This is a genomic window from Actinophytocola sp., from assembly GCF_036402745.1.
Lineage (GTDB): Bacteria > Actinomycetota > Actinomycetes > Mycobacteriales > Pseudonocardiaceae > Actinophytocola.
The window spans coordinates 1-14,844 of sequence record NZ_DASWSJ010000392.1 but is presented as its reverse complement, the minus strand read 5'-3'; the positions used below and the strand labels follow the sequence as shown (position 1 = coordinate 14,844).

At 72.2% G+C, this 14,844-nt stretch carries 14 protein-coding genes; 10 read left to right on the top strand and 4 right to left on the bottom strand.

Translation table 11 applies throughout. The features are described from left to right. Positions 1-357: 357 nt before the first annotated feature. Positions 358-1,533, bottom strand: coding sequence for a PQQ-dependent sugar dehydrogenase (locus tag VGD70_RS34800; RefSeq protein ID WP_331089047.1), 1,176 nt, complete (start codon positions 1,531-1,533; stop codon positions 358-360). 43 nt (positions 1,534-1,576) lie between these two features. Here VGD70_RS34800 and VGD70_RS34795 point away from each other — a divergent pair, with 43 nt between their 5' ends. From VGD70_RS34795 to hemW, 3 genes are all read left to right on the top strand, one after another. Continuing rightward, positions 1,577-2,509, top strand: coding sequence for a 2-hydroxyacid dehydrogenase (locus VGD70_RS34795; protein ID WP_331089045.1), 933 nt, complete (start codon positions 1,577-1,579; stop codon positions 2,507-2,509). Between the two features lie 61 nt (positions 2,510-2,570). Further along, a complete protein-coding gene (locus VGD70_RS34790) occupies positions 2,571-3,302 on the top strand; it encodes a DoxX family protein (RefSeq protein ID WP_331089044.1) in 732 nt (243 codons plus the stop codon). A gap of 23 nt (positions 3,303-3,325) precedes the next feature. Next, a complete protein-coding gene (gene hemW / locus VGD70_RS34785) occupies positions 3,326-4,558 on the top strand; it encodes a radical SAM family heme chaperone HemW (protein WP_331089042.1) in 1,233 nt (410 codons plus the stop codon). 202 nt (positions 4,559-4,760) lie between these two features. Here hemW and VGD70_RS34780 read toward each other — a convergent pair whose 3' ends face one another. Continuing rightward, on the bottom strand, positions 4,761-5,396 hold the full coding sequence (locus tag VGD70_RS34780; protein ID WP_331089040.1) for a TetR/AcrR family transcriptional regulator: 636 nt from the start codon (positions 5,394-5,396) through the stop codon (positions 4,761-4,763). Positions 5,397-5,453: 57 nt separating this feature from the next. Between VGD70_RS34780 and VGD70_RS34775 the strand changes: the two genes are divergently transcribed. Further along, positions 5,454-5,906 carry a hypothetical protein gene (locus VGD70_RS34775; protein WP_331089038.1) on the top strand — a complete coding sequence of 151 codons (453 nt, stop codon included), beginning with the start codon at positions 5,454-5,456 and terminating at the stop codon, positions 5,904-5,906. 13 nt (positions 5,907-5,919) lie between these two features. Continuing rightward, positions 5,920-7,122: a cytochrome P450 gene (locus tag VGD70_RS34770; protein WP_331089036.1), complete on the top strand. Its 1,203-nt coding sequence runs from the start codon at positions 5,920-5,922 to the stop codon at positions 7,120-7,122. 42 nt (positions 7,123-7,164) lie between these two features. On the opposite strand, the gene VGD70_RS34765 is transcribed toward VGD70_RS34770, so the two are convergent. Then, entirely contained in the window at positions 7,165-7,845 is a 681-nt protein-coding gene (locus VGD70_RS34765; protein WP_331089034.1) for a TetR/AcrR family transcriptional regulator, read from the bottom strand. 149 nt (positions 7,846-7,994) lie between these two features. Here VGD70_RS34765 and VGD70_RS34760 point away from each other — a divergent pair, with 149 nt between their 5' ends. Further along, positions 7,995-9,521: an FAD-dependent monooxygenase gene (locus VGD70_RS34760; protein WP_331089032.1), complete on the top strand. Its 1,527-nt coding sequence runs from the start codon at positions 7,995-7,997 to the stop codon at positions 9,519-9,521. After that, a complete protein-coding gene (locus VGD70_RS34755) occupies positions 9,514-9,975 on the top strand; it encodes a hypothetical protein (protein ID WP_331089030.1) in 462 nt (153 codons plus the stop codon). Before VGD70_RS34760 ends, VGD70_RS34755 begins: the two co-directional genes overlap by 8 nt. Here the strand turns inward: VGD70_RS34755 and VGD70_RS34750 are convergent. After that, positions 9,972-10,652, bottom strand: coding sequence for a permease-like cell division protein FtsX (locus VGD70_RS34750; protein WP_331089028.1), 681 nt, complete (start codon positions 10,650-10,652; stop codon positions 9,972-9,974). The two genes, VGD70_RS34755 and VGD70_RS34750, sit on opposite strands and share 4 nt — an antisense overlap. A gap of 130 nt (positions 10,653-10,782) precedes the next feature. On the opposite strand from VGD70_RS34750, the gene hrcA reads away from it, so the two are divergent. From hrcA to VGD70_RS34735, 3 genes are all read left to right on the top strand, one after another. After that, a complete protein-coding gene (hrcA, locus tag VGD70_RS34745; protein ID WP_331089026.1) occupies positions 10,783-11,808 on the top strand; it encodes a heat-inducible transcriptional repressor HrcA in 1,026 nt (341 codons plus the stop codon). Between the two features lie 78 nt (positions 11,809-11,886). Further along, positions 11,887-13,038: a molecular chaperone DnaJ gene (gene dnaJ, locus VGD70_RS34740; RefSeq protein WP_331089024.1), complete on the top strand. Its 1,152-nt coding sequence runs from the start codon at positions 11,887-11,889 to the stop codon at positions 13,036-13,038. Further along, the gene (locus tag VGD70_RS34735; protein WP_331089022.1) at positions 13,035-13,778 is read left to right on the top strand and encodes a 16S rRNA (uracil(1498)-N(3))-methyltransferase; all 744 of its coding nucleotides are present in this window, start codon (positions 13,035-13,037) and stop codon (positions 13,776-13,778) included. Before dnaJ ends, VGD70_RS34735 begins: the two co-directional genes overlap by 4 nt. The last annotated feature ends 1,066 nt before the right edge of the window (positions 13,779-14,844 follow it).

The following is a 14,844-nucleotide window of genomic DNA, read 5'->3' as shown; positions in this document are numbered from 1 at the left end:
CACGCCCGAGATGGACATCGTGGCCGCGCTACCGGGCACGCCGCAGGAGCTGTTCACCCCCGCGTTCCTCGCCAACCTCCAGCGCCCGGCCGGCAACCTCGCCCGCGCGCTGTGCGCCAACGACGACGCCTGCCGCGACTGGCGCCCGAGGGTCCCCGTCCGCCTCTACACCTCGACGGGCGACCGGGACGTTGCCATCGCCAACACGCTGAGCTGCCGGGACCAGCTGGTCGGCAGCGGTGTGCGGGCGAGCGTGGTGAACCTGGGCGACGTGGACCACGTCACCGCTGGGCGCACGGCGGTGCCGCGGGTCCTGGCCTGGTTCGAGACGGTCGGCTGCCGCGCGGGGCCCGGCGATCAGTCGGGCCCGCCGCCGCCGGACCCGCCGGACACCGTGATCACCACGGCGCGATCGTCGCTGGACACCGGCTTCCCGCCGTCCTTGTTGACCGTGCCCGCCACCGCGACCTGCTCGCTGACCAGGTCGAACCCGCCGAGCAGGCCGAAGCCCTCCTCTGCGGCCATGGTGACCTGCGGCTTGCCGCTGAACGAGCCGTCCTTGGCCAGCGGCAGGTTCTCCAGGTGCCCGGCCTTGGACATGGCCACCCACACCGCGTCCGGGGTGGAGACGCAGCCGGCGGCGCCGGGCCGGTCCGGCCAGCTCCACGCCGGCGTGGTCAGGTTCTTGCCCAGCTGCAGCTGGTAGAGCAGGTCCCGCCCGGGCGCGTGGTCGGTGACCCACAGCCGCGAGCCGTCGAGCGCGCTGCACACCCCGCCCGGCGAGTACAGGCCGCTCGCGACGATCGACCCGGGCGCCGGGTTGTCCGCCGCGCGCTTGCCGGCCGCGTCGAGCCGCAGGACCTTGCCGGCCATCGAGCGCGGGTCCTTCGCGGCGTTCGGGTTGCCGGCGTTGCCGGTGGCGAGCAGGAGGGCGCCGCGGTGGTCGACGCCGAGCGCGCCCCTGTTGCCGCTCGGGCCGCGCGGGATGCCGGTGAGCACCGGCTTGGGCGTGTCGCCGAGGGCGATGCGGACCAGGCGGTTGTCCGTCGGCGTGGTCACGTAGGCGAAGATCAGCTGGTCCTCGGCGTAGGTGGGGGAGAGCGCGAGGCCCGTGAGCCCGCCGTCGGTGCGGGCGTCGACCGGGACCGTGGCCACGACCTGGGGCGCGGTGCCGTGCTTGACGCGCAGGATGCGGCCGGTCGTCCGCTCGCCGACCAGGGCCACCGGGTCGCTGCCGTCACCCGGCAGCGCGGCCACCGCGGCGACCTTGTCCAGGCAGGTGCCGATGACCGCGGGGTTGAAGTCCGTGCAGCCGTCCGGCGGCGGGATCTTGGTCGGCGGCGCCTGTTTCGGCCCGCCCGGCGTCTGGGGGCTGCTTCCGCCGGGAAGCTGCGGGTCGGGCGCGGCCTGCGGGGTGAGGTCGCCCTGCGGGTGCCAGTCCTGCGGCTGGTCGGTGAACGAGGCACAGCCCGCGGTCAGCAGTGCCCCGCTGACCGCGACCCCGGTCACCACCGTCCGCCACCGCGCGCCCATGACCTCCACGCTATGTCCACCGCCGTGAACAACACGTGAGAGGGTGACCGTCGTGACGATCACGGTCCTGGTGCCCGACGAAGAAGGCGTTGCCGCGCTGGCCGGCCTCGACGGCGTGCGCGCGATCTCCTACGACGGAATGCGACCCGACAGACCTCTCCCACCGGACGCCGCCGAGGCCGAGGTGCTCGTGCCGGGCTTCCTCGTCCCGATCGACCCGGCCTCGTTCGTGGACCGGATGCCGGGCCTGCGCCTCATCCAGCTCATGACGACCGGCGCGGAGACCTGGATCGGCCGCGTCCCCGATCGCATCCTGCTGTCCACCGCCCGCGGCGCGCACGGCGGCAGCACCGCGGAGTGGGCGCTGGGCATGCTCATCGCCGTCTACCGCGAGCTGATCCCGTTCGAGCAGGCCAGGCAGGCCCGGGACTGGCGCCGCCGGGCCACGGACACGTTGCAGGACAAGCGGGTTCTCGTGCTCGGCGCGGGCGACCTCGGCCGGCGCATGCGCCGCCGGCTCGAGGCCTGCGACGCCACCGCCACGCTCGTCGGCACCCGGGCACGCGAGGGCGTGCACGGCATCGACGAGCTGCCGGCCCTGCTCGGTGAGCACGACGCCGTCGTGCTGATGGTGCCGCTCACCGACGCGACGACCGGTCTCGTCGACGCGGAGTTCCTGGCCCGCATGCCCGACGGCGCGGTGCTGGTGAACGCCGCGCGCGGCAAGGTGGTCGACACCGACGCGCTGCTCTCGGAGCTGACCGCGGGCCGTCTGCGGGCCGCGCTCGACGTCACCGAGCCCGAGCCGCTGCCGCCCGACCATCCACTGTGGACAGCGCCGGGCCTGCTGCTGACCCCGCACGTCGCGGGCAGCGTGTACGACTACAGCAAGCGCGCGTATGCGGTGGTGGCGGCCGAGATCGCGCGCTACGCGGCGGGCGAGGAGCCGGAGAACCTCGTCCACGGGGACTACTGAAAGCCGCGCTGATTGGACGTTCCCGACACGTCCGGTCGGCCCATGCCCTACCCTGCGCGGGGTGACTACTGACGACAACCGCCCACAGGCTGCGGGCGGTTACTCAGATAGCGGCCTGTACGACGGTGGCGACGACCGGTACGCCACGAAGGACTTCGGCTCGGGCCAAGGTGTGCGCTCCCGCGACGACTCGTCCTACGACGACGGGTACTCCGGCGGTGCGACCACCGTGATACCCGGCAGCTCGTCGTCCTTCGACAGCGACTTCGGCAGCGACTTCGACGACGAGCCGAGCAAGCCCGCGATCGCCTGGCACGGAGGGCTGGACTTCGGCCTGCTGGTGCTCAGACTCGTGCTCGGTGGCCTGTTCATCGCGCACGGCCTGGACAAGCTCTTCGGCTGGTTCAACGGTCTGGGCATGGACGGCACCGAGGCGATTCTCAGAGGTTTCGGCTACACCGAGCCGACCATTCTGGCGTGGGTCACCGCGATCAGCGAGACCGCCGGTGGTGCGCTGCTGGTCCTCGGCCTGTTCTTCCCGGCCGGTGCCGCCGCGATCCTCGGCGTGATGGCCAACGTCATCGTGGTGAAGGGGGAGTGGAACACCTTTCTCGGCGGCGTGGAGCTGGAGATGATGTACGCGGGCGCCGCGCTCGCGTTGCTGTTCACCGGCCCGGGCCGGGTCGCGATCGACCGGCACACCCACTGGTTCCGCAAGGCGCCGGCCTACGGGTTCGTGTTCCTCATCCTCACCGCGGCCGCGACCGTGGTGACCCTGGTCGTCTTCCGCTGATCCGCCGGGCGCAGGATGGTGACGTGCCATCCGCGCTTCCCGACGGCGACGCCGCGCCGACCGACGGCTCGCTGCCCGAGTCCGCCCTGCGCGGGCTCGGGCGCCGGCCGTTCGGCGTCTACGTCCACGTCCCGTTCTGCGCCACGCGTTGCGGGTACTGCGACTTCAACACCTACACCGCGGCCGAGCTCGAGTCCTCGCCCGCGTCCCCGGCGTCCTGGTTGGACGGTCTGCGCCGCGAGCTCTCGCTGGCCGCCGAGGTCCTGGGCTCCCCGCCGCCGGCCGCGACCGTCTTCGTCGGCGGCGGCACCCCGTCCCTGCTCGGTCACGCCGGCCTCGCGTCGGTCCTCGACGCGGTCCGGTCCACGGTCGGGCTGGCCCCCGACGCCGAGGTGACCACCGAGTCGAACCCCGAGTCCACGTCGCCCGCGTTCTTCGCCGGCATCCGCGAGGCCGGCTACAACCGGGTGTCACTCGGCATGCAGTCCGCCGCGCCGCACGTGCTCACGGTGCTCGACCGCACCCACACCCCCGGCCGGGCCGCGGCCGCCGCGCGCGAGGCCCGCGCGGCCGGCTTCGAGCACGTGAACCTGGACCTCATCTACGGCACGCCGGGGGAGCGGGCCGCGGACCTCGCCACGTCGCTGGATGCCGTGCTGGCGGCGGGTGTCGACCACGTGTCGGCGTACGCGCTGATCGTCGAGCACGGCACGGCGCTGGCCCGCCGCATAGCCCGCGGCGACCTGCCCGCGCCTGATGACGACGTGCTGGCCGACCGCTACGAGCAGGTCGACGGGGTGCTGTCGGCCGCCGGCCTGCACTGGTACGAGGTGTCCAACTGGGCCGCCGGCCCGGAGGCGTGGTGCCGGCACAACCTCGGCTACTGGCATGGCGGCGACTGGTGGGGTGCCGGCCCGGGTGCGCACAGCCATGTCGGCGGGGTGCGCTGGTGGAACGTGAAGCACCCCGCGAAGTACGCCGAGCTGCTGTCCCGCGGCCGCTCCCCGGCCGCGGCCCGCGAGGTTCTGTCCACATCGGACCGCCAGCTGGAGCGGGTGATGCTGGAGCTGCGGCTCGTGGACGGCCTCATCGTCGACGCCCTGGCCCCACCCGCCCGACGCGAGGCCCACGAGGCGGCCGCGGAGGGCCTGCTGGACGCGGCGGCACTGGAAGGCGTCAACGGTCGCTTCGGCCGCTGCGTACTGACCCTCCGCGGCCGCCTCCTCGCGGACGCGGTGGTCCGCCGCCTGACCTGACGCCGACCTGTCCACAGCCCGCCCGCTGTCGCCGAAACTGTCGGTGCCCGCAACTAGGCTGGAAAGCGGGGGGCCCCCGCGGGTCTCGAGTTGTCCACAGGCCCGGGCGGCGTCGCGCAAAACCGTCTGTGCCCGCCCGTACGCTGGATTCCGGGGCCGGAGGCCGACCCTCAGCGAACCTCCGGGGCCGGAGTCCGGCCCCTCAGCCGGCCAGTCCCCGCGGGTTCTCCGCCGGCGTGGCGCTTAGGCCGATCAGCATGCGGCCCATCACCTCGGCGTACTCGGCCTTGATCCGCGCCTGGTCGGCCGCCGGCGCGGCGGACAGGGCCTGCCCGGCCGCGCCCAGCATGCCGAACGCCAGCTGCGTCGTCGTCTGCAGCGGCACCGGCGCGAGCTGTCCGCTCTCCAGCAGCGCCCGCACGAACCCCTCGACCAGCCCGAAGGCGTACTTCTTCTCCTCCTCGATCCAGCACACCCACCCCAGCGCCAGCGGCCCCTCCTGCCACACCACCCGCCCGTACACCGGGTCGCAGCACTGCTCGAGGAACTCGTCGAGCGCCAGCAGCGCGCTGTGCCACGGGTTCTCCCCACGCCGCCCGGCCTTCGCGGCGCGGTCGACGGCGTTGGTCTCCAGCGCCTCGAACACCGCCTCGAACAACGCGCGCTTGCTGCTGAAGTGGTGGTACACCGCGCCGCGCGTCGCCTGGATGTCGGCGGCGACGTCCTCGAGCGACGTGCCCGCGTAGCCCAGCTCGGCGAACCGCCGGGTGGCCGCGTCCAGGAGCGCCGCACGGGTGGCCTCCGAGAACTGGTCGCGCCTGCTCTTCGCCGTTGACATGCGCCGAGTATAAGACATACGCTGCGTATGTCACGAACACAGAGTAGGTGAGAAACGATGTCTGGGGCCTGGGAGAGAACACATCGCCGCCACCACCTCGTGCACACCGTCCTCGACGAGGTCGTCCGCACCGGGCGGCCCGAGGTGCCGGTGGTGCTGCGTGCGGACGTGGATACCGAGTTCGGCGACTTCGGGGGATTCCTGCGCGAGGTCCAGCGGCGCTGGTACCGCGCGTTCGACGCGCGGCTGGACGGCCTGCTGGAGTCACCGCCGGCCGACCCGCCCGCGGCGGCGCGCCTGCTGTGGCAGGAGCTCGCCGGTGACCTGGCCGGCACCCGGCTGCTGCTCGACGGCCACGCCGAGCACCCCGCGCTGGCCGAGTTCGAGGCGTGGCACCGGCGGGCGCTCGCCGAGGTCGTCGGATGTGACGAGGCCGAGCTGCGAGGGGAGCGGCGCGCTGCCGCGCGGAGCGCCACCTGCTGGTGGCGGCGCGCGACGGCGACCGCCTGAGGAGGAGGAACCGGTGACCGACACGATCATGTTCAACCCGCTGGTGCCCGGGTTCGCGGACAACCCGTACCCGCACTACCGGGAGGTCCGGGACTTCGACCCGGTGCACGAGCACCCGCTGGGGTTCTGGTTCCTGTCCCACTACGACGATGTCGCGCTGCTGCTGCGGTCCGGCCTCTCGGTCGAGAACCGCAACCTCGCCGAAGGCCCCGTCCGCGCGCAGTACGACACGCTGGCCGACGCCCAGGGCACGGTGTCACTGTCCATGTTGGACCGTGACCCGCCGGACCACACCCGGCTGCGCTCGCTGGTCACCAAGGTGTTCACACCACGCGCGATCGCCGCGCTGGAGCCGATGGTCGCCGAGCTGGTGGACAGCTCGCTCGACCGCATCGCCGACGGCGGCAGCGTCAACCTCGTGGACGAGCTGGCGTTCCCGCTGCCGTTCGCGGTGATCTCGCGGATGCTGGGCACGCCGCCGACCGACAACGCGCGGCTGCGTGAGCTCTCCGGCACGCTGGTCCGGTCGCTGGAGGTGCAGACCGACCCCGAGGTGCTGCGCGCGATCGCCGACGCCGAGGTCCGGCTCACCGAGATGACCCGCGAGATCATCGCGTGGAAGCGCGCCAACCCGGCGGACGACCTGCTGACCGCGCTGATCACCGCCGAGGAGGACGGCGACAAGCTCAGCGACGACGAGCTGGTCGCGCAGGTCCTGCTGCTGTACGTGGCCGGCCACGAGACGACCGTGAACCTGATCGCGAACGGTGTCGTGGCGCTGCTGCGCAACCCGGCGCAGCTCGCGTTGCTGCGCGCCCAGCCGGACCTGGCGGCGAACGCGGTGGAGGAGTTCCTCCGCTACGACAGCCCGGTGCAGCAGACCCGCCGCATCACGACCGCGCCCCACACGGTGCGGGACAAGGAGATCCCGGCCGGTTCGTTCGTCATCGCGTGCCTCGGCTCGGCCAACAGGGACGAGCGCTTCTGGGGCCCCGACGCGGACGCGCTGGTGCTGAACCGCCCGGACGCCCACCGCCACGTGTCCTTCGGCGCGGGCCCGCACCACTGCCTGGGTGCCGCGCTCGCCCGGCTGGAGGGCAGGCTGGCCATCAGCCGCCTGGTGACCCGCTTCCCGAACCTGTCCCTGGCGGGCGACATCGTGTGGAACGGCCGCCTGAACCTCCGCGGCGCCACCGCGGTCCCGATCAGCGTCTGACTCGTGCGGTGAACCGCGCCTTCGGCAGCCCGGAGGCGCGGTTCACGGCTTCGCGGCCAGGGCGGTGAGGCCTGCCAGGAACACGTCCAGGCCGAACTCGAAGCGGTCCTCCACCGAGGTCGTCATCAGGGTCGGGCCCAGGCTCAGCAGGTTCGCGAACTCACGCGGGTGCGCGGCCATGTACGCGCCGATCTGCTCGCCGCGGTTCGCCACCTCCGCCGGGTCTACCTCGCCGGTTCGGGTGGCGCTCACCTCCACCGCGAAGGCCGACGCCCACAGCGTCAGCGTGTCGAAGGCCACGGCGGCCACCCGGTCCGGCAGGCCGCCCGCGCGCAGCAGGCCCAGGAGCGACTCGCCGTGGCGCAGGGCGTTCGGGCCCGTCGGGACGGTCGTCTCCATGCCGATGCGGGCGATGCCGGGGTAGGACGTGAGCACGGCGAGCTGCGCGCGGGCGACGTCCTTCAGCTGTTCGCGCCAGCGGGTCGGGTCGGGTGCCGGCACCGGGATCGTGCCCAGCAGCCGGTCGAGCATCAGCTCGTGCAGCTCGTCCTTGTTGCCCACGTGCGCATACAGCGACGCCGCGCCGGTCCCCAGCTCCTGGGCCACCCGCCGCATGCTCACCGACTCCAGGTTGCCCTTCGCGAGCAGGTCCAGCGCCGCGTCGACGATCAGGTCCTGGCTGAGCGGCCGGCGTGCGGTCCGCGGGGCACGGGGCCACGTCATCGGTCACCTCCAATGCACGAGAACGCGCGAGAACAGTCGAATGGACAACGAGCCTGCACCCGGTCAGGCGACGAACACTGTACTTGACACGAACAGTGTTCGTAAGTAGAACAGTGTTCGTGTCAAGTACAGTGTTCGAAGGAGTTCCGATGGACGAGTTCCCGGTGTTGGTGGCGGGCGCGGGCCTGGCCGGACTGTCGGCGGCGACGTTCCTCGGCGTGCACGGCGTGCCTTCGCTGGTCGTGGAGCGGCACGCCACCACGTCGATCTACCCGAAGGCACGCGGCCAGTTCCCGCACACGATGGAGGCGCTGAAGGTCGCCGGCGTCGACGAGCGCATGGTCGCCGCCGCGCCGAGCGAGCCCGGCTTCCGGATCGTGGTGGGGGAGAGCGTCACCGGCCGCGTCTTCAACGAGTTGCTGATCGACGAGAGCCCCGACTTCACCGCGCTGTCCCCGGCCGGCTGGGCCAACGCGAGCCAGGAGGCCGCCGAGCCGATCCTGCTCGACCGGGCCCGCGAGCTCGGTGCCGAGGTGCGGTTCTCGACCGAGCTGGTGTCCTTCGAGCAGGACGACGACGGCGTGACGGCGGTCCTGCGCGACGCGGACGGCGAGCGCACGGTCCGCGCGCGGTATCTCGTGGCGGCCGACGGGCACCGCAGCCCGATCCGCCACGCGCTCGGCATCGGCGTGCACGGCCGCGGTGAGCTGGGCCGCTCGAGCGGCATCGTGTTCGACGCGGACCTCGGGCGCACCGGCTTCGCCCTCTACTACCTCCAGAACCCCTCCCTCCCGGGCAACGCCGGCGTGGTCGTCAGCACCGACACGCCGCACCGCTGGGCACTGTCCGTCGGCTACGACCCGGACCTCGACGACGTCCGCTGGGTCGAGCTGATCCGCGCCGCCACCGGCGTGGCCGACCTCGAGCCGACGCTGGTGAGCGGTGGCGCGACGAGCGGGCACACCGCGGTGCGCGTGGCCGACCGGTTCAGCCAGGGCCGCGTGCACCTGATCGGCGACGCCGTCCGGGTGATGCCGCCGACCGGCGGGCTCGGCGGCAACACCGCGATCCTCGACGGCTACTACCTGGCCTGGAAGCTCGCGACGGTCGTCCGCGGCGAGGCCGGCCCGGGCCTGCTCGACAGCCACGACCCGGAGCGCCGGCCCTACGCCGACATCGTGGTCGAGCAGCAGTACACCGGCTTCGTCCATCGGATGCGCCCCGACCTCGCCGACGACACGCTCGCCGCGACCATCGAGCCCGTGTCCACGCTGTTCTTCGGTTACCGGCACCTGTCCGGCGCCGTGCTGCTGGAACCGGACGACGACGGCGCCGTGCTGGAGAACCCCGAACAGCCGACCGGCCGCCCCGGCTCACGCGCCCCACACGTGCCGCTGCTGCGCGACGGCGCCCCGCTGTCCACTGTGGACCTGTTCGGCCGCGGGTTCGTGCTGCTGACCGGGCCGGCCGGCGCATGGGACGGTGCACCAACGGAGACCTACCGGATCGGTGTGGACCTCGAGGACCCGTCGGGCAGCTGGGCCAAGACGTACGGGGTCACCGACGCGGGCGCGGTGCTGGTGCGGCCGGACGGGTTCGTGGCGTGGCGCTCGGCGGGTCCCGGCTCGGCGTCCGAGGTGGCCCGGGTGCTCGGGGTGGTGCTGGATCGTGGCTGAGTGGGTGGCGCACGGTGTGGTGGAGGCGCCGCCGGACACCGTGTGTGCGGCGCTGCTGCGGGTGCGCGAGGGTCGGATCGGGCGGGACAACGCGCCGCTGCTGGCCGCCGTGCCGGGCGCGGGACGGCTGCTGACCGGCGCGACCCTGCGTGGCGGGCCGGCGGAGTTCACGTTGCACTACGGCGGCCGCTCGGCGGTGGGCGGCACGGTGGAGGTGGGCAGGCGGACCTTCGCGATGCAGGGCGGCTTCAAGTTCCGCGCGGAGTACGAGTTCGCGGCGCACCCGCGCGGGACGCTGCTGACCTACCGGGTGTGCAACGTGGCGCCGGCGCCGCACCGGGACCGGACGCTGGTGCGGTGCCAGTTCTGGCTGTCGGGCAAGCTGCGGATCGGGCTGCGCGGCGCGCTGCGCCGGATCGGCGACGTGGTCGGCTGCCGCGCATACCCGATCTAGCGCCCCGGCATGTCGCACCCGAGCTGGAACTGGTCCACGCCCTGGATGTCCTTCGCCTGCAACGCCGTGTGGAGCTCGTCCACCGAGGTCCCCGCCACCGGTAGCACCGTCACCGACGCCGGCAGGGCCTCGGGGCGGACCACGTCGATGAGGTCCGGCCGGTCGGCGAAGGTCTCCTTGAACCGCACGTAGGCCTCCTGCTGCGTCTCCGTCGCGACGGACCCGACCCGGGGGTCCTCGCGGACCACCTCGGCGGCAAGCCGCATGTTCGCGTCGGAGTCGGTCACGCCGAAGAAGATGACGAGCGTCTCGCGCCCGTGGCGGTCGCGGCACGCCTTCCGGATCATCTCGTCGGAGACGCCGGCGCTAGGGACCGGCATCTGCGGCGGGGCGGCGGTGTCCTCCGGCCATGCCGCCACCGGGGTGCCGACGGTCTCACGCCCGGACAGCAGGACGGTCGTCACCACGCCGGCGACGACGAGCACGGCGGCCGCCGTGACCAGCCAGATGATCGGCCGCCGCGACCGGGCGGCCGGTTCAGCGGACCCGGCGGCCGGTTCGGGCGAGCCGGCGCGCGGTTCAGCGGACGCGGCGGCTGGTTCAGCGGGCCGGGCGGGCGGTTCGGTGGACCCGGTGGGCGCAGGGGAATCAGCGGGCTCGGGGGGTGTGTCCTCCACCGGCTCAGCCTGGCACAGCCTGGTGGTCCGCCGGACCCGAACGACGAATCGGCACCGGTTCGACCGGGTAGTGGGCGGCGCTCCGTAAACTTGTCGTGAGGGACCTGCGAGGCCGACGAGGAGGTGCAGGGTGGCGAGCTCCGACGAGCGCCGTTTCGCGGTGCTGCGAGCCATCGTCGCGGACTACGTCCACAACCAGGAGCCGGTCGCGTCCAAGGCGATCGTCGAGCGGCACAACCTCGGCGTCTCCAGCGCCACCGTGCGCAACGACATGGCCTCGCTCGAGGAGGACGGCTACATCGCGCAGCCGCACACCAGCGCCGGCCGCATCCCCACCGACAAGGGCTACCGGCTCTTCGTCGACCGGTTGTCCGACGTCAAGCCGCTGTCCGGGGCCGAGCGCCGGGCCATCCGCCTGTTCCTCGACGGCGCCATCGACCTCGACGACGTGCTCCGGCGCAGCGTCCGGATGCTCGCCCAGCTCACCCGCCAGGTCGCGGTCATCCAGTACCCCACGCTCACCCACTCGCTGGTCCGGCACATCGAGCTGGTCCAGCTCACCCCGGCACGCGTCATGCTGGTGCTCATCACCGACAACGGCCGGGTCGACCAGCGGATGATCGACCTCGGCGACGTCATCACCGACGACGCGGTCGGGCGGCTGCGCACCATGCTCAACTCCACGCTCGTCGACCACCGGGTCACCGATGCCGCGGCCAAGGTCAGCGAGCTGCTCGAGGAGGCCCCCCCGGAGCTGCGGGACGCGATGACCCGCATCGCGACGGTGCTGGTCGAGTCGCTCGTCGAGCAGCCGGAGGAGCGGCTGGTGCTCGGTGGCACGGCCAACCTCACCCGCAACGCGGCCGACTTCCCCGGCTCGCTGCGCCAGGTACTCGAGGCGCTGGAGGAGCAGGTCGTCGTGCTGAAGCTGTTCGCGGCGGCGGGATCGCCGGGCACCATCACGGTGCGCATCGGCGAGGAGAACGAGGCCGAGGAGATGCGCAGCACCTCGGTCGTCTCCATCGGCTACGGCGCGCACCAGAACCTGCTGGGCGGGATGGGTGTGGTTGGCCCCACGCGCATGGACTATCCGGGCACCATCGCGGCGGTGCGGGCCGTTGCCAACTATGTGGGAGACATCCTGGCCGGTCGGTGACCAGACCGAAACGGACGCAGGGACGAAGGCGAACCCTAGGTGTCAGGTGGACACCGGGGGCAGGAGGACGGGACAACGGTGGCGAGGGACTACTACGGCACTCTCGGGTTGCGGCAGGACGCGACGTCCGAGGAGATCAAGCGTGCCTACCGCAAGCTGGCGCGCGAGCTTCATCCGGACGTCAACCCGGACGAGTCGGCGCAGGAGAAGTTCCGTGAGGTGACGGCGGCCTACGAGGTCCTGTCCGACCCGCAGAAGCGCAAGATCGTCGACATGGGCGGCGACCCGCTCGGCAACGGCGGGGGCGGCGGCGGGCGCGACCCGTTCGCCGGGTTCGGCCTCGGCGACATCATGGACGCGTTCTTCGGCGGGGGCGGCGCGGGCGGTGGCCGCGGGCCACGCAGCCGGGTGCAGCCCGGCTCGGACGCGCTCATCCGCATCGAGCTCACGCTCGAGGAGTGCAACACCGGCGTCAGCCGCGAGCTCACCGTCGACACCGCCGTCCTGTGCGACGCCTGCCGCGGGTCCGGCTGCGCGGAGGGCACGTCGCCGCAGGTCTGTGACACGTGTGCCGGGCGCGGTGAGATCCAGTCCGTGCAGCGGTCCTTCCTCGGGCAGGTCGTCACCGCGCGGCCGTGCCCGGTGTGCCGCGGCGTCGGCGAGGTCATCCCCGACCCGTGCCGGCAGTGCGGCGGCGACGGCCGGGTCCGCGCGCGGCGCACCATCACCGCCAAGGTCCCGCCGGGTGTCGCCGACGGCATGCGGGTGCGGCTGTCCGGTCAGGGCGAGGTCGGCCCCGGCGGCGGCCCGGCCGGCGACCTCTACGTCGAGGTCGTGGAGCGTCGGCACGCCAAGTTCGAGCGCAACGGCGCCGATCTGCACTTCGTCCTGCGGGTGCCGATGACCACCGCGGCGCTCGGGGCCGTGGTGCCGCTGGAGACGCTGGACGACACGGTCGACCTGGAGCTGGAGCCCGGCACCCAGCCCAACACCGAGCTGGTGCTCACCGGGCACGGCCTGCCCCGGCTGCGCTCGTCCGGCCGCGTCGACGGGCGCGGGGACCTGCACGTCCACATCGAGGTCGACATCCCCGGCAAGCTCGACGCGCGGCAGACCGAGCTGCTCCGCGAGCTCGCGGACCTGCGTGGTGACAAGGAGCAGATCATCGCCGCCACCAACGGGCGCGGTAACGGCGGGCTGTTCTCGCGGCTGCGCGCCCGGCACCGTTGAGCGACACCGCGCCGGTCTTTCTCGTCCCCGCGCTGCCCGCCGGGTCGACGTTCGTCCTGGACGGACCCGAGGGCCGGCACGCGGCTGGGGTGCGCCGGCTCGGGCCGGGGGAGGCCTTGGTCGTCGCCGACGGATGTGGTGGCGGCGCGGCGTGCGTCGTGGACTCGGTGGTGGGCAAGGACTCCCTGGCGCTCACGGTGTCCCGGCGCTGGCAGGACCCGGCGCCGGCGCCGCGGATCGTGCTGGCCCAGGCGTTGGCCAAGGGCGACCGCGGCGAGCTGGCCGTCGAGCTCGCCACCGAGACCGGTGTCGACGCCGTCGTGCCGTGGCGCGCCTCCCGGTCGGTAGCCCGCTGGGACGATGGTCCCCGAGGCGCGAAAGCCTTGGCACGCTGGCGAAGCACCGTCCGCGAGGCCGCCAAGCAGTCGCGCCGCACGTGGGTGCCACCGGTGTCGGAACCGGTGTCGACGGCCGGATTGGCTTCCCTCGTCCGGTCATCGGCGCTGGCGGTGGTCCTCGACGCGGCTGCCCCAAGTGGACTGACGGCACTACCCCTTCCGGCGGACGGCGACGTGCTTCTCGTCGTTGGCCCGGAAGGAGGCATTTCCGAGAGCGAGTCCGAGACCCTGCGTGAGGCAGGTGCGCAGGTAGCGCGGCTGGGCCCGACGGTGCTCCGCACATCGACGGCCGCGGCGGCCGCTATAGCCGCGCTAGGAGTCCTCACGACACGCTGGCGCTGAGTGCGCGCGACGGTCTACGCTTTGCAGTGCAAGGTGTGGGGCTTGCTACTCCCATGCCAAGCACGTGGTCTACCGCCGGACACCTCCCCCCTCGGTCCGGCGGCGCCGCGTCGCGGTGGAGCGACCCCCAGGCTTCACCGCGACGCGGCATCCTCGGCTCTCGGCTCCGGGTGCCCCCTACTCGCGGAGAGCGCTCGTCTTGTCGCCTCGATGTGCTGGTCTGGGGGCCGAGCCCCCCGAACCCCCCACGGTGCGAGCTCCTGCTGACCCAGCGTGGTTTCCTTTGGGTGTTGACCAGCTTTTGGCTGGTCTCGCTTCGCATCGACCAGCGCCTCGCTTCGCATCGGCCCGACCGGTGCTGTCTCGCTTCGCTTCGGCCGGGTAGTTGGTCTCTCGCTTCGCTTTGATCTCGGTGGTGGTCTCGCTTCGCTTCGGCCCGGTGGATGTTGTCTCGCTTCGCTTTGGCTCGGTAGTTGGTGTCTCGCTTTGCTTTGGCGTGGTGGTTGGTGTCTCGCTTCGCTTTGACGGCGGTGGTTGGTCTCTCGCCTCGTCGGGTGGTTGGTTCGCTTTGCTTTGGCCGGGGTTTTGCTGATTCGGTTTGGTTCGGAGGGTCGTCTTTTTTCGCTTGGTCGGTGGTCCTGCTTCGTGTTGGTCGGGTGAGGGTCTCGATTCGGGTCGGTTTCGGGGCCTCGTCTCTTCGCTTTGATCTGGGTTCGCTTTCTCTCTCTGCGATACCTTTCTTCTTGCGCGTGGTCTTCGCTACCGTCTTTCTCTCTCGTGTCCTTGGCGGGCGTGCTTGTGCGACTTTGCACCGTCTTCTCTGCTTCCTCGCTTCTTGCGCGTTCCTCGGTCTTGGTTCGCTTGCTTGGTTCTCGCGGTTGTTTCTCGGGTCGTTTCCTCCTTGCGGCTGTTCCTGCTGCTTTCTTGTTCGCTCGCGGCCTTGTGCTTCCCTTGTTTCTTCGTGTCTTGGTGTGGCTGCCTCCGCTGCTTTTTCTTCGCCGCTTGTGCTTGGTCCTTTGTCTGGTCCTTTTCTGAGGCCTCGTGCCCCTGCGGGTGGCTCCCTCAT